General features: G+C 42.3%; 25 protein-coding genes. 14 read left to right on the top strand and 11 right to left on the bottom strand.

Annotation, left to right across the window (positions count from 1 at the left end):
- The first annotated feature begins 77 nt into the window (after positions 1–77).
- Entirely contained in the window at positions 78–1322 is a 1245-nt protein-coding gene (locus tag F7734_RS20900) for an FAD-binding oxidoreductase (RefSeq protein ID WP_155746460.1), read from the top strand.
- A gap of 67 nt (positions 1323–1389) precedes the next feature.
- Positions 1390–2721, top strand: coding sequence for a heterodisulfide reductase-related iron-sulfur binding cluster (locus F7734_RS20895; RefSeq protein WP_155746459.1), 1332 nt, complete (start codon positions 1390–1392; stop codon positions 2719–2721).
- Between the two features lie 152 nt (positions 2722–2873).
- On the opposite strand, the gene F7734_RS20890 is transcribed toward F7734_RS20895, so the two are convergent.
- From F7734_RS20890 to F7734_RS20875, 4 genes are all read right to left on the bottom strand, one after another.
- Entirely contained in the window at positions 2874–3875 is a 1002-nt protein-coding gene (locus tag F7734_RS20890; RefSeq protein ID WP_155746458.1) for a 30S ribosomal protein S1, read from the bottom strand.
- Between the two features lie 397 nt (positions 3876–4272).
- Positions 4273–4380, bottom strand: coding sequence for a photosystem II reaction center protein T (locus tag F7734_RS20885; protein WP_155746457.1), 108 nt, complete (start codon positions 4378–4380; stop codon positions 4273–4275).
- 141 nt (positions 4381–4521) lie between these two features.
- On the bottom strand, positions 4522–6051 hold the full coding sequence (psbB, locus tag F7734_RS20880) for a photosystem II chlorophyll-binding protein CP47 (protein ID WP_155746456.1): 1530 nt from the start codon (positions 6049–6051) through the stop codon (positions 4522–4524).
- Positions 6052–6409: 358 nt separating this feature from the next.
- On the bottom strand, positions 6410–6742 hold the full coding sequence (locus tag F7734_RS20875) for a hypothetical protein (RefSeq protein WP_166482034.1): 333 nt from the start codon (positions 6740–6742) through the stop codon (positions 6410–6412).
- Between the two features lie 826 nt (positions 6743–7568).
- On the opposite strand from F7734_RS20875, the gene F7734_RS20870 reads away from it, so the two are divergent.
- On the top strand, positions 7569–9218 hold the full coding sequence (locus tag F7734_RS20870; RefSeq protein ID WP_155746455.1) for an ABC transporter substrate-binding protein: 1650 nt from the start codon (positions 7569–7571) through the stop codon (positions 9216–9218).
- A gap of 95 nt (positions 9219–9313) precedes the next feature.
- Positions 9314–10339 (top strand): ABC transporter permease, encoded by a 1026-nt coding sequence (locus F7734_RS20865; protein WP_155746454.1) that lies wholly within the window; start codon positions 9314–9316, stop codon positions 10337–10339.
- Positions 10340–10986: 647 nt separating this feature from the next.
- Here F7734_RS20865 and F7734_RS20860 read toward each other — a convergent pair.
- Positions 10987–11358 carry a sulfite exporter TauE/SafE family protein gene (locus F7734_RS20860; RefSeq protein WP_155746453.1) on the bottom strand — a complete coding sequence of 124 codons (372 nt, stop codon included), beginning with the start codon at positions 11356–11358 and terminating at the stop codon, positions 10987–10989.
- 253 nt (positions 11359–11611) lie between these two features.
- Between F7734_RS20860 and F7734_RS20855 the strand changes: the two genes are divergently transcribed.
- Positions 11612–12025: a DUF5684 domain-containing protein gene (locus tag F7734_RS20855; protein WP_155746452.1), complete on the top strand. Its 414-nt coding sequence runs from the start codon at positions 11612–11614 to the stop codon at positions 12023–12025.
- A 138-nt stretch (positions 12026–12163) separates the two neighbouring features.
- On the opposite strand, the gene F7734_RS20850 is transcribed toward F7734_RS20855, so the two are convergent.
- The 4 genes from F7734_RS20850 to ureE all read right to left on the bottom strand — a co-directional run bounded on the left by F7734_RS20850 (position 12164) and on the right by ureE (position 14652).
- Positions 12164–12832, bottom strand: a complete 669-nt coding sequence (locus tag F7734_RS20850) for an AIM24 family protein (protein WP_155746451.1) — start codon at positions 12830–12832, stop codon at positions 12164–12166.
- A 112-nt stretch (positions 12833–12944) separates the two neighbouring features.
- A complete protein-coding gene (gene ureG, locus F7734_RS20845) occupies positions 12945–13541 on the bottom strand; it encodes an urease accessory protein UreG (protein ID WP_155746450.1) in 597 nt (198 codons plus the stop codon).
- Positions 13542–14231, bottom strand: coding sequence for an urease accessory protein UreF (locus F7734_RS20840; RefSeq protein WP_155746449.1), 690 nt, complete (start codon positions 14229–14231; stop codon positions 13542–13544). It lies immediately after the preceding gene.
- On the bottom strand, positions 14209–14652 hold the full coding sequence (ureE, locus tag F7734_RS20835; RefSeq protein WP_155746448.1) for an urease accessory protein UreE: 444 nt from the start codon (positions 14650–14652) through the stop codon (positions 14209–14211). Before ureE ends, F7734_RS20840 begins: the two co-directional genes overlap by 23 nt.
- A gap of 76 nt (positions 14653–14728) precedes the next feature.
- On the opposite strand from ureE, the gene F7734_RS20830 reads away from it, so the two are divergent.
- From F7734_RS20830 to F7734_RS20815, 4 genes are all read left to right on the top strand, one after another.
- Positions 14729–14944, top strand: coding sequence for a hypothetical protein (locus tag F7734_RS20830; protein ID WP_155746447.1), 216 nt, complete (start codon positions 14729–14731; stop codon positions 14942–14944).
- A gap of 184 nt (positions 14945–15128) precedes the next feature.
- A complete protein-coding gene (locus F7734_RS20825; RefSeq protein ID WP_155746446.1) occupies positions 15129–15383 on the top strand; it encodes a TIGR03643 family protein in 255 nt (84 codons plus the stop codon).
- Positions 15384–15472: 89 nt separating this feature from the next.
- Positions 15473–15973, top strand: a complete 501-nt coding sequence (locus tag F7734_RS20820) for a hypothetical protein (RefSeq protein WP_155746445.1) — start codon at positions 15473–15475, stop codon at positions 15971–15973.
- A gap of 109 nt (positions 15974–16082) precedes the next feature.
- A complete protein-coding gene (locus F7734_RS20815; protein WP_155746444.1) occupies positions 16083–17474 on the top strand; it encodes a hypothetical protein in 1392 nt (463 codons plus the stop codon).
- Between the two features lie 178 nt (positions 17475–17652).
- Here F7734_RS20815 and F7734_RS20810 read toward each other — a convergent pair whose 3' ends face one another.
- Positions 17653–18894: a hypothetical protein gene (locus F7734_RS20810; protein ID WP_155746443.1), complete on the bottom strand. Its 1242-nt coding sequence runs from the start codon at positions 18892–18894 to the stop codon at positions 17653–17655.
- 281 nt (positions 18895–19175) lie between these two features.
- On the opposite strand from F7734_RS20810, the gene F7734_RS20805 reads away from it, so the two are divergent.
- The 5 genes from F7734_RS20805 (at position 19176) to F7734_RS20785 (ending at position 22121) form a co-directional block, all read left to right on the top strand.
- Positions 19176–19397 (top strand): hypothetical protein, encoded by a 222-nt coding sequence (locus tag F7734_RS20805; protein ID WP_155746442.1) that lies wholly within the window; start codon positions 19176–19178, stop codon positions 19395–19397.
- Entirely contained in the window at positions 19394–19573 is a 180-nt protein-coding gene (locus tag F7734_RS20800; RefSeq protein WP_155746441.1) for a hypothetical protein, read from the top strand. Before F7734_RS20805 ends, F7734_RS20800 begins: the two co-directional genes overlap by 4 nt.
- Positions 19574–19688: 115 nt before the next feature.
- Positions 19689–20720, top strand: a complete 1032-nt coding sequence (locus tag F7734_RS20795) for a YihY/virulence factor BrkB family protein (protein ID WP_155746440.1) — start codon at positions 19689–19691, stop codon at positions 20718–20720.
- Between the two features lie 12 nt (positions 20721–20732).
- Positions 20733–20924 carry a hypothetical protein gene (locus F7734_RS20790; protein ID WP_155746439.1) on the top strand — a complete coding sequence of 64 codons (192 nt, stop codon included), beginning with the start codon at positions 20733–20735 and terminating at the stop codon, positions 20922–20924.
- 186 nt (positions 20925–21110) lie between these two features.
- On the top strand, positions 21111–22121 hold the full coding sequence (locus F7734_RS20785) for an alpha/beta hydrolase (protein ID WP_155746438.1): 1011 nt from the start codon (positions 21111–21113) through the stop codon (positions 22119–22121).
- A 110-nt stretch (positions 22122–22231) separates the two neighbouring features.
- Here the strand turns inward: F7734_RS20785 and F7734_RS20780 are convergent, their stop codons facing one another.
- A complete protein-coding gene (locus F7734_RS20780) occupies positions 22232–22504 on the bottom strand; it encodes a hypothetical protein (RefSeq protein ID WP_155746437.1) in 273 nt (90 codons plus the stop codon).
- Between the last annotated feature and the right edge of the window lie 194 nt (positions 22505–22698).

Raw genomic sequence — 22698 nt, 5'->3', positions numbered from 1 at the left:
TGTTAGTGGTCACTGGTTACTGATTAATATTTAGTGGTAATTTTTAACTACTAACGACTAACCACTAACCACTAACAATGAACAAACCTTGGGAAAGTATACCAGTCGAGAGGCAAAAATCTATCTTGGAGGCGATCGCATCCTCAAGCCCTCCTGGTTGTATGGTTTCTCCCGATACAATTGAAGAACTAGCAGCAGTTATTGCAGAAGCATACAGTCAGAAGCAGCGCGTTTTGCTTTGCGGGAGTGGTAGTAAACTTAACTGGGGTGGCTTAGCTAAGGGTATAGATGTTGTAGTCAGTACGGAACGGATTAACCAACTGCTCGAACATGCTGTTGGTGATTTCACTGTTACAGTGGAAGCAGGAATGAAGTTTTCTGACCTGCAAAAAATTTTGGCAAACTCCAAACAATTTCTGGCGATTGACCCGACTTCACCAACATCAGCAACTGTTGGTGGTATTGTTGCTACTGCTGATACGGGTTCTTTAAGACAGCGCTATGGCAGTGTGCGCGACCAAATATTGGGTATAACTTTTGTTCGCTCTGATGGTAAGATAGCCAAGGCTGGGGGGCGCGTTGTAAAAAATGTAGCCGGTTACGACTTGATGAAGTTGTTTACTGGCTCGTTTGGCACTTTGGGTGCGATCGCTCAGGTCACGTTTCGCTTGTATCCTTTTTTGGAAGCATCGGGTACAGTCGTGTTGGTTGGGGATGCATCGGCTGTGTCTCAAGCTGCTGATACTTTGCGGGGTTCTGCGCTTACACCAACTCAGTCCGATCTACTGTCGCTTCAATTGGTGTCTGGGTTGGGTTTGGGTCAAGGATTGGGTTTAATGGTTCGTTTTCAAAGTATTGCTGAGAGTGTGAAAGAACAGTCCAATCAACTGTTGGAAGTTGGGAAGCAATTTGGTTTGCGGGGGATGGTTTATTCGGGGACGGATGAAGCTGATTTATGGCTGAGATTGGGAGAAAGAATTCATGATTTTCACACTTCGCCTGCAATTACTTGCAAAATAGGAGTATTACCGATTTCTGCTGTTGAGGTTTTGACTCGCTCGGAGTTGGGTTGGATTCATGTTGCTAGTGGTTTGGGGGTGTTGCGATTTGAGGGTGAAAAGGTTGATAAGGTTTTGGAGATGCGGAATCTGTGTCAAAGGAATGGCGGGTTTCTGACTGTTTTGGTAGCTCCAAGGAGGGTGAAAGGAAGTTTGGATGTGTGGGGTTATGGTGGTAATGCTTTGGAGTTAATGCGGCGGATTAAAGAACAGTTTGATTCTGGGTATATTTTTAGTCCTGGTCGTTTTGTGGGTGGGATTTAGGAATTGAACCGCAGAGGCGCAGAGGACGCGGAGAAAGAGAGGGGAAAGAGAGTAGGAAGTTAATAAGATGGAAGTTTCGGAAGGTTTTTTGGATAAGAAGGTTGGGTTTGATGGAAATCATCCTCCTGAACCGAAGTTGATTGATACTTGTGTTCACTGTGGGTTTTGTCTTTCGACTTGTCCTAGTTATAGGGTGCTTGGTAAGGAGATGGATTCTCCACGGGGACGTATCTATTTGATGGATGGGATTAATGAGGGTGAGATTCCTCTGAATACTGCGACGGCTCAACATTTTGATAGTTGTTTGGGATGTCTTGCTTGTGTGACGACTTGTCCTTCTGGGGTGCAGTATGACAAGTTGATTTCTGCGACTCGTCACCAGGTTGAACGGAATTATCCTCGCAGTTTGTCGGAGCGATTGTTTCGGAAGCTGATTTTTTCTTTGTTTCCTTATCCGAATTTTTTGAAGGTTTTGCTGGTTCCTTTGTTTGTTTATCAGAAGCTCGGTTTGCAAAAACTGGTGCGGAGTGTTGGGTTGTTAAAACGGGTGTCTCCTCGGTTGGCTGCGATGGAGTCAATTTTGCCGGAGATTACTATAAAATCGTTTCAAAATAATTTGCCGAGTGTTATTCCTGCTAAGGGTGAGAAACGCTACCGAGTGGGGATGATTTTGGGGTGCGTGCAAAGGCTGTTTTTCTCTCCGGTGAATGAGGCGACTGTACGAGTTTTGACGGCTAATGGTTGTGAGGTGGTTATTCCTAAAAGTCAGGGGTGTTGTGCAGCTCTTCCCGAACACCAGGGACAAACAGAACAGGCGAAAGCTTTAGCAAGGCAAATGATTGATAGTTTTGCTAATACTGGTGTTGATTACATTATTATTAATGCTGCGGGGTGCGGTCATACTCTGAAGGAGTACGGTCACATCTTGGAGGATGACTTGGAGTATCGGGACAAAGCTAAGAAGTTTGCGGCTAAGGTTAGAGATGTTCAGGAGTTTTTGATGAGTGTTGGTCTGAGTGCAAAGTTGTCTCCTTTAAGGGATAAACCTCTGACTCTGGTTTATCAAGATGCTTGTCATTTATTGCACGGTCAAAAGATTAGCGTCCAACCACGTCAGTTATTACGACAAATTCCTGGGGTGAAGTTGCGGGAGCCGCTTGATGCTGCTATTTGTTGTGGTAGTGCTGGTGTTTACAATATGTTGCAACCAGAGGTGGCTGAGGAATTGGGTAGACAAAAGGCACAGAATTTGCTGAACACTGGTGCGGAGTTGATTGCTTCTGCAAATCCTGGTTGTACTTTGCAAATTCGTAAGGCTTTGCAATCTCAAGGTAAGGATCTCGCGATCGCTCATCCAATTGAGTTGCTGGATTATTCGATTCGAAGTGTGAAGCTTTAATCTCAAACGAGCAAACAAAGTTTGTCGTTTGGGGTGCAGTTCAGTCTGATTAACCTTTCTTAAAATAAGTGCAAAAAAAGAGGGTTTTTCCCTCTTTACTAAAAAATTGTATTTTCTTAAACGCTGCGATCGCGATCGCAACGACAAACGGGTTACTCTTCAATTGCTGCTGGTATTTCCTCTTCAATTGCTGCTGGTATTTCCTCGGCAACAACAGCAACATCTTCAACAGCAGGTGCTGCAGTTTGACCTTGTTGTTTCGCCAACAATTGTTCCCTATACTTGGCAGCCATTTCTTCTGCTTTATCATATACCAACTGACGGTTTTTGATCATGTCACCTGGTTCTGGTTCTAACTGCTTGGTAGACAGTGAAATACGACCGCGTTCTGCGTCCAAGTCAATGATCATGACTTTTACTTCATCATTGACATTGAACACACTGTGTGGTGTATCTATATGTTCGTGGGAGATTTCAGAGATGTGCAGTAAACCGCTAACACCACCAATATCAATAAATGCACCGTAAGGCTTAATACCGCGCACAGTACCAATAACCACCTCACCAACTTCTAGACGGTTCATCTTACGCTCAACTAGCGCTCGACGGTGAGAGAGAACAAGGCGATTGCGCTCTTCATCTACCTCTAGGAACTTTAACGGCAATTCTTCGCCTACCAACTCTTCTTTCGGTTTGCGAGTACTGATGTGAGAACCGGGGATGAAACCACGCAATCCTTCAATCCGAACTAGCGCACCTCCGCGATTGGTAGCAAATACACCGGAACGGACAGTGGCATCTTCTGCTTGTAACTGTCGCACTCGTTCCCACGCCCGCATATACTCTATACGGCGAATGGAAAGTGTTAATTGACCGTCTTCATTTTCATCAGTAAGGATGAAAAATTCCCGCGTTTCATTAGACTGTAATACTTCTTCCGGGCTATCTACCCGGTTGATAGACATTTCTTGTATGGGTATATATGCTGCCGTTTTTGCACCGATGTCAATCAGAGCGCCGCGCGGCTCTATGCTGAATACTGTTCCAGGCACTATATCACCTGGGCTAAAGTGATAATCATACTTGTCTAGTAGAGCAGCGAAATCGTCATGAGTAAACCCAATTTCAGGAGCGGTTAATTTCTGATTGACCATGCTAATTGTTTCCCAGTTATTTTTCTCCGTAAATGTTTTGCCTCCTAGCGATGTATATGCAAGCGCCCATTTTCAGGCATTCGACACTACATCCCTGTTCATATTAGCGCAAAAGAGCCGATCTGAACACATTCACTTCCAGATCAAACATTATACCAGATATTTTATTGATATCTGTCAATCTTCCGGAGAAAATAAGGGAATTAATTCTTAGTATCTTTACAACTACCTATTTTACCAACAAATGCTCTCATGTGTTTTGGAAATTAGGGCACTGGTCACTGGTCACTGGTCACTGGTCACTGGGCACTGGTCACTGGTCACTGTCAAAAGTGAAAAGGATGAAGGAGAGAACCTTAGGTCTTCATCCTTCATCCTTCACACTTCATACTTCAGTTTACTTCTTTTCTTTGCTTTCAATGCGAGGAGGTTCGCGAAAAGCGATCGCAAAAAAGAGAGTTCCTATAGCCAATGTCAAAATTAGAATGTAAGCAACGCTTTCCATAAGTCAAATTCCTGCCTACTTACCCACCGATTACTACCTAATATTATACCAAGATATGGGAAGGAATGGTTAAAGAAACTGGTCATTGGGCATTGGGCATAGGTCTTTTTCCCATGCCCGATGCCCAATGCCCGGTTTTCCCTAGGTTGCTTCCTTCTTACGGGTTGACAAGTCACCCACTTTGGCGAAGACACCAAATTCGACTTGCTCTTCGATGTCTGAGTCGATACCAGCAAATACATCTCGGTAAATCGTCCGAGAACCGTGCCAAATATGACCAAAGAAGAATAACAGAGCAAAGACAGCGTGTCCAAATGTAAACCATCCTCTGGGGCTGGTACGGAATACACCGTCAGAGTTCAATGTTTCTCTGTCGAATTCAAAAATTTCTCCACCTTGAGCCTTACGCGCCCATTTCTTCACTTCCGCTGGGTCATCAAATGTTTGTCCATCTAAATCACCACCGTAGAAGCTAGCGGTAACGCCAGATTGCTCGAAGCTATTTTGTGATTCTGCTCGACGGAATGGAATATCGGCGCGAACAATGCCATCTTTGTCGGTCAATATAACAGGGAAGGTTTCAAAGAAGTTGGGGAGGCGACGTACTGTCAACTCTCTACCTTCTGCGTCTTTGAATACAGCATGACCTTGCCAAGACTGGGCAATACCGTCACCTTTGACCATTGGACCTGTACGGAACAGACCGCCTTTGGCTGGGCTATTACCGACATAATCATAGAACGCGAGTTTTTCAGGAATTTGCGACCAAGCTTCAGAGAGGCTCGCACCTTGAGCTACGTCTGCTTGTACCCGGCGCTCGATCTCTTGTCTGAAGTAGCCTTGATCCCACTGATAGCGGGTAGGACCGAACAATTCGATCGGGGTTGTAGCGTTACCGTACCACATGGTGCCAGCAACAACGAATGCGGCAAAGAATACAGCAGCGATACTGCTAGAAAGTACAGTCTCAATGTTACCCATCCGCAGGGCTTTGTAGAGCCTTTCTGGAGGTCTAACTGTCAAGTGGAACAAACCAGCAATAACACCAACAATACCAGCCGCAATGTGGTGCGCTACTACACCACCGGGGTTAAATGGGTTAAAACCGTCGGGTCCCCACTCGGGCGCGACAGGCTGAACATGCCCCGTCAAACCGTAGGCATCAGAAACCCACATTCCCGGTCCAAACAACCCGGTAAGGTGGAAAGCACCAAAACCAAAGCAAAGTAGACCGGATAAGAACAAGTGAATGCCAAACATTTTTGGCAAGTCAAGAGCGGGTTCACCTGTACGGGGGTCTTGGAATAATTCCAAATCCCAGTAAACCCAGTGCCAAACGGCTGCTAAGAATAGCAACCCAGAAAGAATGATGTGAGCCGCAGCGACGCCTTCAAATGACCAGAACCCAGGGTCGTAGCTAGGAGCGCCAATAACGTTCCAACCGCCCCAAGAGCCAACTACACCCAAGCGTGCCATGAAGGGCAGCACGAACATTCCTTGACGCCACATGGGGTTAAGAACTGGATCGCTGGGATCGTAAATGGCTAATTCATACAATGCCATTGAACCTGCCCAGCCTGCCACCAAAGCTGTATGCATCAGGTGTACAGAAATCAGTCGCCCTGGATCGTTCAGAACGACTGTGTGTACTCGGTACCAGGGTAGTCCCATCGACTACGCTCCTCCTCGATGATTTTTGTTTACAAAGTCAAGTTTTCAGTTTTTGTTATCGCTAAGCGGATACTTATTCACCACATTGTCTTACATATCAGACTCTGTAGCGCTTGACAATTATGTAACCACTACTTTTGGAGTATGACTCCATAGCGGCTCAGTTGCCAAGAGAAAAATGAGAATGTTTAAAAAAGTGTAACTTTTGATGGAGCTGTTTGCAAGCGTATTGAGGGATTAGGGGTTAGGGGTTAGGGGTTAGGGTTGGGCAAAAGGACATTGGGCATCGGTCATTGGTCAAGTGTCATTGGTTATTAATGATTAACACCGCTCCCTACCCCCTACTCCCCAGCCCCCACTAAACCACAGCCTCAAGACTCTGTAACTGACATCGAGCAGATGCTGTTCCCAAACGTTCTATGACCTGTTCGGCACTAATTAATCGCTTGAGCACAACTTGACCAATGGTTTGACTCGATTTTCCGACTTGCACTTGTGCTGTTGGCTTCACCTCCACCATGAGAACCGTGTCCTCTACTTGATAAAGCCACATCACCTCGTTTTGTTCTACTAAACAAATATTCAATCGGTGAATATCCGGTTGACGACGCCATGCGGACACCTGCCACTGTCCATCAGATGCCCATACTCTGCCAACTGTCCAACCTTCAGATAAAAAGAAGTACTTCACAATTTTTACTCTCTCACTATTGGACTCTAATTTGCTTGTTGCTGAATATTCCAGTAGCACCAGTCAGTACTGTACAAATCTTAAGATTTGCGCTCGCACCATACCAACCTAATCCTTGAAGTATATGTGGTTATTAAGTGTAGCGGAGATTTTACTTAGAGTAGGTATTTTTCCCCGTGTTTGGAATGCACCAGACCGATATATTTGATGAGCACTGTTTTAGCTACGGGACAAGGTTAGCAAACTTTTATAATAAGATTTGTTAATTTCATACAAATTTAAATAATTTTTCTACTAAAAGTTCATGTTTTTTTATTGCACAATTTTCAGGAAGGGATAATATATGACAAGCGATTCGGATGGGTGCCGTAAGCGAGTGCTATTGCAGTAGGCATTTGTATGCAACTCGCGTATAGATGCCTGACTCTCATCATTTTCTGTCCTTGATGGAATTGTTTATATCTGCATTGAGGTTACTGGAAAATTGGCTGAATTTGCACAAACTGCATTCCTAAATTTCATGTTAAGTGTATAACTAAGTTCAAGAACTCATTGATAACTAACTCTAATACGATCGCAACAGCCACTAACCCATAGTTTAATTTACTAAACTGACTGCAATTTGGCTCAAAAATGCAGCTGCGTTGGGAACATCAAACGTTACCCTTTGGTCTAACCATCTTTAATTTCTGCTACATTTGCTCACGTGGACTAGATCCCCAACTTTTCAAGAAGTCGGGGATCTAACAGCCCCCTATTTTCTTTATGGCAATTTGCTGAATATGTAGTAGAATATCTGACCACTAAGTTCAAAAAGACCACTGCTATGACCTGGTTTTCTTTCTCCGCAAGACAGTGGAGTCGAATAGCTAAATTCGTTTCTCTGTTTTGTGTATGTTTGCTTTTAGTCGTGAGTTGCGCTAGAGGGCAGCAAACAACAACTTCATCTAGTTCCGGAAATACCCCTAGTGGAGATGGTCGCATTACCGTCGGTACCAGTCTAAAACCGCGTACCCTCGATCCAGCTGATGCCTACGAATTGGCATCACTTGGATTAGTTTATAACATGAGCGATCGCCTCTACTATTACGAACCAGGAACTACCAAAATTACACCGCAGTTAGCGACTGCGTTACCTAAAGTCAGCCAAGATGGATTGACATATACAATTCCCCTGCGTCAGGGAGTAGTATTTCACGATGACACACCGTTTAACGCACAAGCAATGGCGTTTAGTATAGAACGCTTTATCAAGAATGGAGGTAAACCTTCATTTTTGCTAGCTGATGTGGTAGATACGGTAAAAGCTACAGGCGAGTATGAGTTAACTATAAAGCTGAAAAAACCATTTGCGGCTTTTCCATCACTACTAGCATTTCCTGGAGTGTGTCCTCTTTCACCAAAAGCTTATGAACTAGGGACGGGAAAATTTAAGCCAAATACATTTGTTAGTACTGGTCCTTATAAATTAGCGCAGTATGGTACAGATTCTTTGAGATTTGATTTGTTTGATAAATATTGGGGAGAAAAACCAGTTAATAAAGGCATTAATTTACAAATTCTTACGAGTCCCGCTAACTTATTTAACTCTTTCCGGACTGGTGCTGTAGATGTGGCGTATTTATCATTAGAACCAGATCAAATTCGGAGTTTAGATGATAGTGCTAAAAAAGGAGATTGGCAATCCATCCAAAATCAAGGAAGTGTTGTCAGTTATTTGGTGTTAAATCGCAACCAAAAACCTTTAGAACGACCGGAAATTAGACAAGCGATCGCATCAGTTATTGACCGTCCTGTTATTAATGAGCGAGTTTTGTTGAACCAAGCCGAACCGCTTTACAGTATGGTGCCTACAACATTTGATGTTTCCCAACCATTGTTTAAAGATAAATACGGTGATGGTAATGTAGAAAAAGCAAAACAATTGATAACAGAAGCTGGGTTTTCCCAACAAAATCCCTTACGGGTAGCTCTTTGGTATCCTTCTAGTTCCCCCACTCGGAGTTTAACAGCAGAGATTTTGAAAGGTTATGCTGAAGAAAAAATGGATGGATTGCTGCAATTTGAAATCAATACCGTAGAAGGAGCAACCTTCTTTAAATCTATATCAAAAGGACTGTATCCCGCAGCATTACTTGACTGGTATCCAGATTTCATGGATGCAGACAATTATATTCAACCTTTTCTAGAATGCCCAAAGGGTTCAGATGTCGAGGGATGCAAACAAGGGGGAAGTCAAACTCAGGGATCGTTCTACTACAGTGAAAAGATAAACCAACTTATCGAACAACAACGTAGGGAGCAAAACCCAGAAGTCCGCAAGAAAATATTTGCAGATATACAAGCACAGGTAGCCACTGATGTTCCATATGTTCCATTATGGCAAAACAAAGACTATGCATTTGCCCGAAAAGGAGTCAGTGGCGTAGAACTCAATCCCAACCAAATTCTAGTTTACGAAAAAATTAAAAAGTAAATGCTAATGGCTAATAGCTAACAGCTAATTGTACTAATAGCCATTAGCCATTAGCCATTAGCCATTAGCCATTAGCCATTAGCCATTCCCAACCTATGTCTAGATCGAAAGCTTTACAATACTATATAATTGCCCGTCTGCTCCTAGCTCCACTTATGCTATGGACAGTCACAACAGTTGTGTTTCTTTTATTGAGGTCTACTCCAGGAGACGTAGCAGATGCTATTCTTGGTGGACGTGCGCCAGAAAGTGCTAAAGAGGAATTACGCAAACAACTAGGTTTAGACCTTCCCATATGGCTACAGTACTTTAACTATATGGGACAATTGCTGCGTTTCGATTTGGGAGCTTCCTTGACAAGTCGCGGACAATCTGTTTGGGAAGTCATTTGGCAGTATTTTCCAGCAACAGTAGAATTGGCGGTTTGTAGCATGACAGTTGCCTTGGTAGTTGGAATTGGAGTTGGCACTCTTTCTGCTTCTCGTCCCGGAACGGTTTTAGATGCTCTTGGAAGATTGTTTGGTATTATCACTTACTCGCTACCCATGTTTTGGGCTGGGATGGTTTTGCAACTGATTTTTGCAGTGCAGTTGGGATGGTTTCCTTTTGGAACTCGTTTTCCTTCCACTCTACCAACCCCAACAGCTATCACGGGTTTGTATACTATCGATAGTCTATTAACTGGAAATCTAAGTCAATTTTTTGCGGCTTTGCATTATCTTGCCCTTCCCAGTATTACTTTAGGGGTTCTGCTAAGTGGTATTTTTGAGCGAATTGTGCGCGTGAATTTAAAGCAAACCTTACAAGCAGATTATGTGGAAGCCGCAAGGGCAAGAGGTATTCCTGAGAAGAAAATTTTAGTTTCCCATGCCTTGAAAAATGCACTCATTCCTGTTATTACAGTTTTGGGATTAACCTTTGCTTCTCTGTTAGGAGGGGCTATTTTGACTGAGGTGACATTTTCTTGGCCTGGATTAGCAGGTAAGCTATATGAAGCAATTGCCTTGCGAGATTATCCCACAGTACAGGGAATTCTTGTATTCTTTGCGGCGATCGTTGTCATTGCCAGCATAGTCATTGATATATTGAATGCCTATGTAGATCCACGAATTAGGTATTAAATTTGATTTATTATTTGTCATTTCTTCTCAAGAAACATTTGTGCGTTAATAACGTCCTACATATGGTAGGATGCTCTACTTGTAGCGATTGCGGTTTTATGTGGTTAAAGAAAACCTTCTCCGGATGGAGTGAGGTGTGAGAAGTGCAGGCACGACAACGTCGTGCCTATCTTAATTTATTGATAACTAGTTACCCTTCTCTCTTGCCAAGTATAAATACTGATTTAATATTGAGCGATCGCATTTCTGAAAGATGACTTACCTGAATAAAGACTGTAGACTGTAGTAGTGCATCTGGGCTAATTTGTTGGGTAGAAATTAGCCCAGATGCGCTAGTAGGTAGGGCTAAAGCCTAACAAAGCTCTTCTATGCAGGACATTGCCTACCCTACGATCGCAGGTAATATAGCTGGCGGTTCGGGAGTAGCGATCGCAGTCATACCAAAAATCTATACAACTTTAACCCTAAAAAAAAGCAAAAGATAGAAACCATCCCAATACTTGTCGGTTTAACCTAAAAATACGAAAATACGTTTGTTGGGTTGAGGAACGAAACCCAACCTACTATATCAATCATCTGTCACGCACTTCTCATACATAAGGGTGATTTTTTTCACCCTATAAAGCGAACAAAATCGTTAATTATTGTTAGCGTGCAAATAGATAGCGCACACCAATGATTAACAAAAAGATACCATACAGTTTTTTCATTGTTTCACTGCTGATATACGGTTGATTGGCAAATAAAGCTCCTAAAAAATTGCCAATTATTAGACCCAAGGCAATAAACACAGAGTACTTGATATTTAAATTGCCATTTCGATAATAGACTAATGCAGCTAAAATCCCAATTGGTAATATTTGAGCAGCAATAGAAGTGCCAGTAGCAAATTTTTGCTCCAAACCTAACAATAGTACCATCGCTGGCACCATAATTGCACCTCCACCGATGCCAAACATACCGCCAGCAACGCCAGCCGCGAAACCAATGAGCAATAATTGGATGAGAATATTAGACATAAAACTGGTTGGTAGATTGCTTACATTACTCTAATCATAAACCGCAACTTGTGGTAGCGGGTTTGATGCTTATCTGTAAGACCCTCTTTCTATGCGTAAGTTCTATAGCTTAATTGTGTGTGGATTTTAACAACATATTTAGTATTGTTTTCTTTACAGCCAATCTAAATTTTTGTAAAAAATCCCACTAATTATAAAATCTGAGGTTAGAAAGATTACAATTCGGTGTTTGTATTCTTAGTTAAGAAGAAAAATGCTTTTTGCAATATATGATTGGAGCTTGGTTTATTTTCTTGCCCAGAGCGATGGAAGTTCTTCTGCTTCAGGAGGTACTTTTGGAGGATTGTTCGGATTAATTTTCGGTCTTGCTGCATACGTTTTCACTTCTTACTGCTTTTATAAAATTTACGAAAAATTAGGAGAGGAGAACGCTTGGTTTGCCTGGGTTCCTATTCTCCAATATTGGATAATGTATAAAGCAGGGAACCAGTCGCCGTATTGGATTATTGGACTGTTTATTCCTTTTGTGAATTTGGCGGCGGCAATTTTCCTCCTGATTGCCTTTGTAAATATTGTGAAGAAGCTTGGCAAGAATCCTTGGTTAATCTTGTTAATGCTAATTCCTATCGTTAACTTTGTAATATTGTATCAATTTGCTTTAGGTTAACTTTAGCTAACAAATTTTTGTGATTGGAGTTAAATTGTTTGATCGGTCCTTTGGGCAAGGCAGAGAGCAGAGGGCAGAAGGCTAAATCATTTCTTCTATTTTTTTATCTTCTATCCTCTGCCTTCGTTTGACATATTATCAACCTGAAGTTTTAGGAATAGCTGCTGTAATTTCACGAAGCAACTTCACTTGCCAGTAAGGTACAGGAGCAAGCAAGATAGTGCCTGTTCCTTCAAAAGTATTGACTAAAAACTCACCAGAAGTCATGGAACCTAAAATAGATTTGGTTGCCTTCTCTACACGGTAGTGTAATGTATTTGTGCGGGCGATCGCAAAATTACCATCAACCACCAAACGGTCATTTTGCAATTGAATCCTTTCTACAGGTCCTTGCGCCATCATAACCACTTTACCCCTACCTTTGACCTTGGTTTGAAACAAGCCTTCACCGCCAATCAAACCAGACAAGAGTTTATTGCGCTCAACTCCTACTTCTACATTACCATCACTTGCCCAATAAGCCCCACTATCCAAAATCCACTCTGTACCGTCCAATTCCATAATATGGAATCCAGACAAAGAAGGCTCCAAATATAACTCTCCAGTCCCTGTATAGGTAGGGCGAAAAATATTTTCACCAGTTGCTAAAGATTTCAAAAAACCACCTGCTGAAGGTGTTTTAGACTGCATGGTAATGTTGCCACGCATATAGTACAAAGCACCAGATTCGGTTCGCACTGTTTCGTTTTGTAAAATAACCTTGACTAGGCGCAAGCCTTCCTTTTCTATGACTTCAAAAGTTGCCATTGTTTTCCTATTGAGAGATACAGTCGTTAGGTGGATAAATATCTTTTCAATTCTGGCACTGGTATTTACGGATGACTAGTTTTTTAAAAATTTTGATTTAAATCTATTTTTTTTAATATATATTTACAGACACAAATTGAATAACTTCTGCAAGCCCTTCCTTTGTTTTCAAGTTAGTAAAAACAAAAGGCTTATCACCGCGCATTTTTTTAGCATCTCTTTCCATCACGCTTAAATCTGCACCAACATAGGGAGCTAAATCAATTTTATTTATGACCAATAGATCGGATTTAGTAATTCCAGGACCACCTTTACGGGGAATTTTATCACCAGCCGCAACATCTATAACATAAATTGTTAAATCTACCAATTCTGGACTGAAAGTTGCCGCCAAATTATCTCCTCCACTTTCTAAAAACACCAAGTCTAAATTTAGAAACTGCATCTCCAACTGTTCGATCGCAGCCAAATTCATTGAAGCATCTTCCCTAATAGCAGTGTGAGGACACCCTCCCGTTTCTACGCCTAAAATGCGATCGCTCGCCAAAGCTTGAGAACGAACCAAAAACTGAGCATCCTCATGAGTATAAATGTCATTAGTCACCACCGCGATTTGATAGCGATCGCGCATTGCCTTACACAAAGCATCAACTAAAGCTGTTTTTCCCGACCCCACAGGTCCCGCAACACCAACTCGAAAAGCGTTCATTTAACTCCTAAACAACCTTGTATACTGAGTTTCATGAGCCATGCTTGCTAGAGACAAGCCCCAACTACAACAATTAAGATTATCATCTTCCAACTTCATAATCTCCCCTGTGGCAACAACAAGTAATTCTTGTAACGAAAGCAAGACTAGCTGTCCTGCAGTTTGTCCTAAAGGAATGAGTTTTACACCAGCAGTTATCAAATTGCTTGCCCAACTGTGTAAATATGCCAAGAGTGCAGCTTGTACTTCAATATTCCAATGTGCAGCAGCAATTCCAAAAGCAATAGCGTAATTGCAAGGATTACCAACAGCATCTGTAATAGGCACAATTTGTGGTAGTAATTCTACCAGAAGTCGGATAAGCGATCGCCCCATTTGCCAGCTAGAAGCGCGTAACTCCTCAGTTTCACGAGCCGCCGATAACCAGCTATTCCAATAGGATAACCCCTTTAAATCCCCCATTTTCAAAGACTTGTAAGCCCTTACCATAACAGCACCTTCTAACCGAATTGCCCCATAACGCAGTTCTGCCTCCAACCAATGTTGCAAAGTGACACGATCCTGAATAGAGCCATTTTCTACCAATGTTTCCAATCCTTCAGAATAGCTGTAGGCACCCACTGGCAAAGCAGGGCTAGCCAGTTGTAAAAGACACAAAAGATGATTTTCAGCGAGCATGATGGTGTCCATAAGCACCAGATTCAGGTTGAAAAGGTGTAATTTCTTCTTTGACTTCTAGCCCAAGTTGTTCGAGCATTGTGCGTAAAACTGGATCGGGAGACAACCGTAAATAAGTTGTTGCGATCTCTATAGGTACATGACGGTTTCCCAAATGGTAAGCTGCCCTAAGTAAATCTAACAGAGTTGGGGCAGTGACAGTAAAAACAGGTTCGGGTTTGGCAGCAATTCTCACCAAACTCTCACTCGTTTCATCTAGCAAAATATCTCCGTCTTGCAATACCATCCCTCTCGGTAAACGAACAAAGACTGTTTGTCCATCCTCCGTCTCAAAGCGATGACGGGTGCGAGTCCGTTCCTCTGCAGTTAAAGCCAGAGTTAAAGTCACTACTGTATCTGGATTTGGTTGTTTGCGCTGGGTCAAAGTATACATGGGGCATAATTCTTTCGCTAGATGAAGTTTACGGCACCACAAGTAAATTAGGTGATAAACATCTACGGAGATCGCTATGAGAGCAGATAATCCAACTCAGCAACATCCCACGCAAGATCATCCAACACCACCCTACTACGATCCAAAACCCGCTAGTATATCTACCGTTCAAGACCACGGACAGAACGACCGTAAAAAAAGTTTTCCCATAGAGCTTTCGCTCAACGTTTCAATAGGAGTGTTAGCCGTTCTCCTTTTTGCAACAGCTTATTATTACGGGCTTCTTCACTAAGATTACGTTTGTAGTTGCGCTTTAGCGCACGAGAGCGTAACTACGAACCAATAATTCTATTAACTAATCTATAAACGCGCTTTGTGCTATATAATCTAAACAGCCCTGAGCAAACACAATGCATCAAGGTAAATCGTCATAGACATTTAGTCGTTCTTTCCTGACTCCCCTTCACAATGCGTTTATGAAATTACCCGAACTCAATGCCGACACAATCGATCGCATTATTGAAATGGCGTGGGAAGACAGAACACCATTTGAGGCAATAGAAGAACAATTTGGTTTGCAAGAAAAAGAAGTCATTGCCCTGATGCGCCGAGAAATGAAAGCATCCAGTTTCCGGATGTGGCGGGAACGAGTGACAGGGCGTAAAACCAAGCATATACAAAAGCGAGAATTTGTTGCCGGTCGGTTCAAATCAGAAAATCAAAAAACATAATTACATTAGAGGCTGTCTAATTAGTCACAATATAAGCTAGAGAGGGTATCTCCAAAACATCTGAAAAGTCTTTCAAGAGAGGACTGAGCATGAGTACGGTTGAGAGAACTCCTCACACAAGCCCTATACAACTATCATCGTCTGTTCTGAGTAAAAGCCAAAGCGAAATTTACAGGCGTAACCTTCTCTGGCACGGCTTCTTTGTCACTACGCTAGGATTTATCATCGGCATATTTATACCTCTGTACGCCAATCCACGTGCAGGACTCGCAACTCATACACTCGCGATCGCACAAGGAATGTTTTTAAGCGTTACAGGTCTTACCTTCCCATACCTTAAGATACCGCACTGGATGGGTATAATAACTTTTTGGCTACTAGTGATTAGCGCTTATGTAGGTGTCAGTGGTGAATTTCTAGGTGCCGTATTTGGCTTAACAAAGATTTTGGTAATCACTGCACAAGGACTTCCTCTTGGTCCTCTTTGGATGGAAAACATTGTTGAAATATCTACCAAAGCGATAACTGTCTTTATCCTTCTAGCCTGCGGCTTCATCCTCTTTGGATTAAGACCAGTGACCAGTGACTAGTTTCCATCTGCGTTCGTCTGCTACAGGCTGCGGTTCAAATCAAGAAAAAGCGAGAAACTTTTGAGACATATATTAAGTCTCCTTCTATACTCTACTCAAGCACTCGCCCATGTTTGAATCCGCCAAAGGCATCCCCGGATTGCCCGACTTAACGCATCCTACCGAACTTATTCAATTCGGGAACCATCTACTCAAAGCCTCACTATTACTTGTATTCCTAGTGCTTGCCCTAGGAATTGCAATTGCCCTATTAAGTTTTACCCTACGCCGAAACCAAGAGCAACAAGCCATTTTAATCGGAGAATGGGCTGTTAGTTACTTCCAACTACTGAAAGGATTGCAACACTTAACCCTGATATTAGTACTGGTTGTAGGAGGATTTTTTCTCTGTTCCACATTAGGTAACCGATACCATCATTGGGAACAGGCAAAAGTCGCCCAAGTAGCTGAAAGCGTTGCAGGTGAAAGACTAGAACAAATGGCACCCCAGGTGCGTTATATCACCGAAGAACCATATACATACACCACTCAAGTTAATGGCAAAATAGTCAAAGTCAATGATAAGCAAAAAATCAACCGTTTCCTTACCTTAAGTGGTTCGCAAATTCAAGTCAAAATCGATCAAAGCCCAGATGTTCAAGCTCGCCGTGCAATATATAAAGTTGATTATGTTGCTGACTATAAAATAGTTAATCCACTTAAAGATATTAATAATTTTTTCTTTGAAGCACAACCGCCTATTGGCTATTCCCTATTGCAAAGCTACAAAGTCGAACGTGATGGAACTCGCTTACAGCAAACCAATACAGGCGATTATGGCTTTCCAATTCAACTACAGCCCGGTCAAGAAACAAGTCTGAAAGTCACGTACAAAGCTCAAGGAGGACCGCGTTGGGTTTATAACTCTAACGGACAGTTACTGTCTAACTTTCGCTTGAGTGCGATCGCAAACTTTGCCGGAGCCGATTTTGCCAGTGGTATTATACCAAGCCAAATGGAAACTGATGGACGAAGCACTAGATTTACATGGATTTTTGACGATAACGTTTCTGTGAGAAACCCATTTGGAGTTTTTACCAACACCAATCCCATTCGTGATACTGGAGTCCTTCCCCGCTTGCTTTTATTAGCACCAGGAATATTTCTCTGGTGGATATTATTGCTATATTTATCACTACCAATAAGTTTAAGAAACGTCACAATTGCAGGTGGAATCTTCTTTGCTTGTTTGCTTACTTTGACCTATCTCAGCCGCCTCATGAGTCCTCCAATAGCTTGGACTTTCATTTCGCTCATCTTGCTATTTTTAACTTGGGGTTTGGGGTCAAACCGTAATGCTTCCCTAGCCGCCATTATCTGTACAATTTCCGGTGCTGTGTTTCCCATTTTTGGGTTGTTAGTACCTTATAGCGGTCTAACCCTCAGCCTTGCGGGTTTTCTTTCAGCGATTTGGCTTGCAGTTCGTCATTGGTATGGCTGGTATGGTTTGGAAAAAGAATGAGGGCTTGCAAGATCCCCGACTTCTTGAAGGATGCTGTTGGCGAATGATGGGTCTCACCCCCCATTCACCAGCTGTATCCTGCCCTCTGCCCTCGCTTGCGTGCCTTCTTCAATTTATTTTTTGGAAGTTTCTGATGATAAAGGCAAGGCAGATGACCCTGTAAATTACTTCGCGATCGTTACAGGTATGGATTTAACTGGTTGTAACTTAAGGTTAGATTGCCATTATCAAATACAAATTGTTCAAAATTAGTGGCGATCGCGGTCATCCCATCTCGCTCAAAAATCACCTTATTGTTGTTAGCGCCCAAACTGATATTAAAGTCGTCTATCTTGTAGCCAAGGCTGAGTGTATCGAAACCTGCACCACCATCTATTTTCGCGTCACCGAAACCTTGAACAAAGTCTTTTGAGTCACCCATATCGATGTTGACGCCACCACCAAAACTGGAGGCTTCTAGTCTATCGGCTCCATCACCCATATTAACAATGCCGCCAAAGATGCCGTAAGATTTGCTGCCAGTAGCCTTGGCAATGATACTATCTTGTCCATCTCCAGTACGAATATTACCGTTGGTGTTGTCAATGGCGATCGCTATGTCCTTAACTTCTGCAAAAGCATTGACAACAGACTGAGCCAAAGCTTGATTTTCTGAGGGGGCACTGCTGACAGCAGAACTAGCAGCTTGTGACAAGGTCGCCGCACGAGAAGTAGCTGTAGCAGAGATCGTATCTGCACCCCTACCTGTAGTTATTGTGCCATCTTTATTATTAATACCTCTGGCAATGATGGTTGCGCTAGCTAAACTTTCAGCAATTGCAAGAGCAAAAGCTGTTAGATTGGGAGAAACAGGAGCTTTGGCAACAGCCTCGACGATGGCTGAGGCATCTGCTATAGCTGTAGCAACTGCTGTAACAGAACCTTCCGTATCGCCATAAATACCATCACTACCCATACCGTTGTTAATTTCACCACCTGAGTTATCAATACCATCGGCAGTAACCTTAACATTAATCGAGGCAAAAGCATTACTAATAACACTAGTATCAACAGTCTCAGCAAAAGCGATGGCTTGAGATACTGTTTCTGCTGTAGCCCAGATGTTGGCTGTTGCAGTACCTTTTAGTTGATCGAGTCCTCTTCCTGTATTGATAGTCCCTTTGTTGTTAATACCGTTGGCCGCAACACTAGCCCTTGCACTAAATGCGTTAGAGGCAATAACAGAGTTAAAGTCTCGGGCTCCTACACCCACAAGGACTCCGAAACCAAAGTCACCATTTACAGAGTCAGTACCAATGATTTTATCAGCACCTCCACCTGTATTTACAATGGATGACTTGGGGTTGAAGATCGTTGTTCCCGGCTCAATGACATTTGATATCTGATTAAAGTTGACTGTACTTAAGTTTAAGCGTGTCATTAAATAGTCCATCAGTACGATAGTTATTATTGTCTCAAACCTTGATTATTTCGTAAACTCTCCTCCTCGACTGAGTTAGCTTTTTATCGTTTCATCTCCGAAAATTTCTCTACAAAGAGCGATTGTTGAAGAAGGCGAGGACGGATAATTCTAGAGTGTCAATAATAGACCAAGACGGGAATTGGGATTATCGCTTTTTAGTATTTTTGTTCTATTTCGGCAGTCCCCAATGGGCGTAGGTTATCTCCTTACGTCAAACATATCCCAAAGCAGAAATTGTTTTGTTGGGCTTGGACTGGCACGCTGCTTTCCTGAAAAATAGACCATCACCGATTGATAGAGTTGTTGTTATTCCCCGCAGTTGTGGTGTCCGTGGTGATGCTAATACGGAAGAAGACTCCGCAGAACTAGCTGACTTTTTTGCCAAAATGGTGGCAGAAAAGTTTGATGTTGCTATTCAAATACATGGCGGGGGACGTTACTCTAACCCTTTTGTACCATGACTCGTTCCCGTCACCGTCCTGCCATTTCTTGGCGTCTTCACTGTCCTGTGTGTGGTGTTGATTGTACCCGTGGCTCTTGTAACTATCGTAACTCTTTTGTAGATGATGTCTCCGTACAAGAGGTGGTTGAATCAGTGCTGGAATTGCTTGGTAATAAGTCTACTACAACTGAATAAACTCTATCTTACGGAGGCTATAGCAACTCCTTCAGAAAGATGCGTTCGCCATAAAATATCCGGTATCAATTAATTCGTGAGGTAAGCACATCACCACATCTCAGGAGACTCATAAATGAATTGGAAGGACATTTGGCCGCTGCTTAAAGAAACATATCAAGAATGGAGTAATGATAAGGCGTCTAGATTAGCAGCTGCCCTATCTTACTACACAATTTTTTCCATCGCTCCATTGCTGATTATCGTTATTGCAATCGCAGGAGCAGTCTTTGGAGAAGAGGCAGCTAGGGGGGCAATTAAGGCGCAACTTCAAGGATTAATAGGTCAATCTGGGGCAGAAGTGATTCAAACAGCCATAGAAAATGCCAGCCAACCTCAAGCTGGGACTGTTGCTTCTCTTATAAGTATTGTTGTCCTTATATTTGGTGCTACTGGTTTATTTAACGAATTACAAGATTCCCTCAATACCATTTGGGAAGTGCAGCCAAAACCGGGACGCGCTGTCAAGACTATGGTTAGACAACGCTTTACATCGTTTGCAATGGTGGTAGCCATTGGATTTTTACTGCTTGTTTCTTTAGTTGTCAGCGCAGTCCTAGCAGGTATAGTAGGTTACTTCAGTCATTTACTCCCAGGAATTGATTTTATCTGGCAGGTGATTAACTTCATTCTTGGCTTTGCAATCACTACGATATTATTTGGACTGATTTTTAAAGTTTTGCCAGATGTTAAAATAACCTGGAATGATGTTTTAATTGGAGCTGCGCTCACTTCACTGCTGTTTTCTATTGGTAGGTATCTTTTAGGGCAGTACTTAGGAAACGGTAGTTTTGGCTCAACTTATGGTGCTGCTGGTTCATTAGTTGTTATCTTGGCTTGGGTTAACTATGCCGCTCAAATTCTATTTTTTGGTGCTGAATTTACCCAAGTTTATGCTAGAAAATATGGTTCCCGTATTGTTCCGACTGAAAATGCGATTCCTCTGACTGAAAACGCTCGTCGCAATCAAGGATTAAAACCTCAAGGCAATACACAAGTACTAACTAGAAAACCCGCAAGCGATCGCAAATCGCTGTCTAAATTAGCTAATAAGTTATTGCGGAGTATCACACCAACTAAGCGTATAAAAAGGAGAAAAAACCGCTAAGAATTTAATCCCGTGTTGCAAAAAGTTATAACTCTAGGCGCACGAACTCATCTCACTTATAAGCCAGGAGAACTCGGTCAACTCGCGCATACCTTTGATGAGATGGCAGAAACACTCAAAATACAGGAGCAAGCGATCGCAAATTATAAAGTAGGTTGGGTTGAGGAACGAAACCCAACCTACACAATACATTTAGAGATTTAACATTTACTTTATAAATGACCTCTAACTAATTTGACCATAAAATGCTAAACAATAAAATATTGCCTTTCTTCCAGTCCATAGGAACACCTATCACTATATTATACCAATTTGAAAAGAAAATGCGACAGATAGTTGGGTGAGATGAACTTTAGGTAAGGCTTTCTCAATCAAAAACCAACAATCAAAATGGTATTATTTATTACAAATCGAGTCTTAAATGAAGGACCAACTCCTGTAAATCCAGATGGTTCTTTTGCTTTACCAAGATCTATCGGCTTTGCACTCTCAAATAACCAGGCTGAACAATCTGTTTATTTTTGCCGACGTAACGCTCAAAATGAATATATTGAAATTGGCAGCCAAACTTTTTTTAGTGAGTTAAAGTCTGCAAATGTTCAGCAAATACTGCTTTTTTTACATGGCTTTAATAGCCTCCCTGAAACCAATATTTTTCCAAAAGTAGAAGAACTTCAGGCTTTGTTTGACCAAAAGTCTGCTGGCTATATTTTAGTGATTCCCCTTATTTGGCCTTCAGATAATGATTTTGGCGTTGTCCAAGATTACTTTGACGATCAAAAGGCAGCCGACGCTAGCGATTTTGCTTTTATGCGTTTATTTGAAAAGTTTTTGGGATGGCGTGAGGAGAACAGCACTTTGGAAGACCCCTGTCTCAAACGGGTTAATATATTAGCTCATTCATTAGGGAATCGAGTGTTACGAGGTGCCCTCAATCGTGCAGTTCAGTACTATCAAATGCACGGTCTACCTCTTATCTTTCGCAATACGTTTATGGCTGCAGCGGATGTCGTTAATGAAGCACTAGAATCACGTCAGGAGGGTCAGTTTATTCCTCAAACTGCGCGTAATTTGGTGGTCTATCATGCCGCAGACGATCTTGCGTTGCGCTCTAGTAAAGTGGCAAATGGTATAAATTCCATCTCTTCACCGCGACTTGGGCATACGGGACCAGCATGGATGGACAGGGTACCTAAAAATGTTTATGCATTTGACTGTGCAGATTTTAACAACAGTTATGATTCTCCTTTAGGTCATGGTTACTTTGACAAGGCAGAAGATGGTAGCCCTGGGTTGGTATTTGACCATATGTGGGAATGCATTAGAACCGGGAGAGTACCTGTGGAGGTACCGGGAGCTCGCACGCAAATCTTAACTAATCGGTTTTGGTTGGAAGGATAACTCAGGTTATTCTTGATTTTCCTGCAACAATTCGTTTGACTGCGCGTTTGTCGCCAATTTTTATGATAGCGGTATTGCTTGCGTCCTTTTGCATCACGTCCTGTAGCTTGTCAGTGTCCGTTAGGTGATGGACAAATCCATACATCAGTCCAAGCGGGCGGTATAACAAGAGATTTAAAGCGATTCAATTCCTGTTCATCGCAAATTTCATTGCCATGAATATCAATGTAGCAAAATTCCTCGTCTACGCGTTGACGCTGAATTCCTGGAACATCATCGCTAACGTAGCGTAACCCTACTATCTTTGCTGATTGAATAGGGTCAATTTGAAGCGCCGCTTCAACAACATTTTCAATAACTTCCTTTTGAAGCACGGATTCCATAGGTGGAAAAATACCTGTTTTAGGATGAGCGATCGAACAGCAAATTCAATGTATATTTTTAAACTTAACCAATTCCTACCTAACTAAAATCTATAGAAAAGCAGAGTTATTCAAGCTGTAAGTCATAGTAGGTAGGGCTAAAGCCAACCGTTTGATATTGGTGGGCTTTAGCCCTACCTACTAAAAACTTAAAA

It is taken from the genome of Scytonema sp. UIC 10036, assembly GCF_009725235.1.
This window is presented reverse-complemented; position numbering and strand designations above follow the sequence as displayed.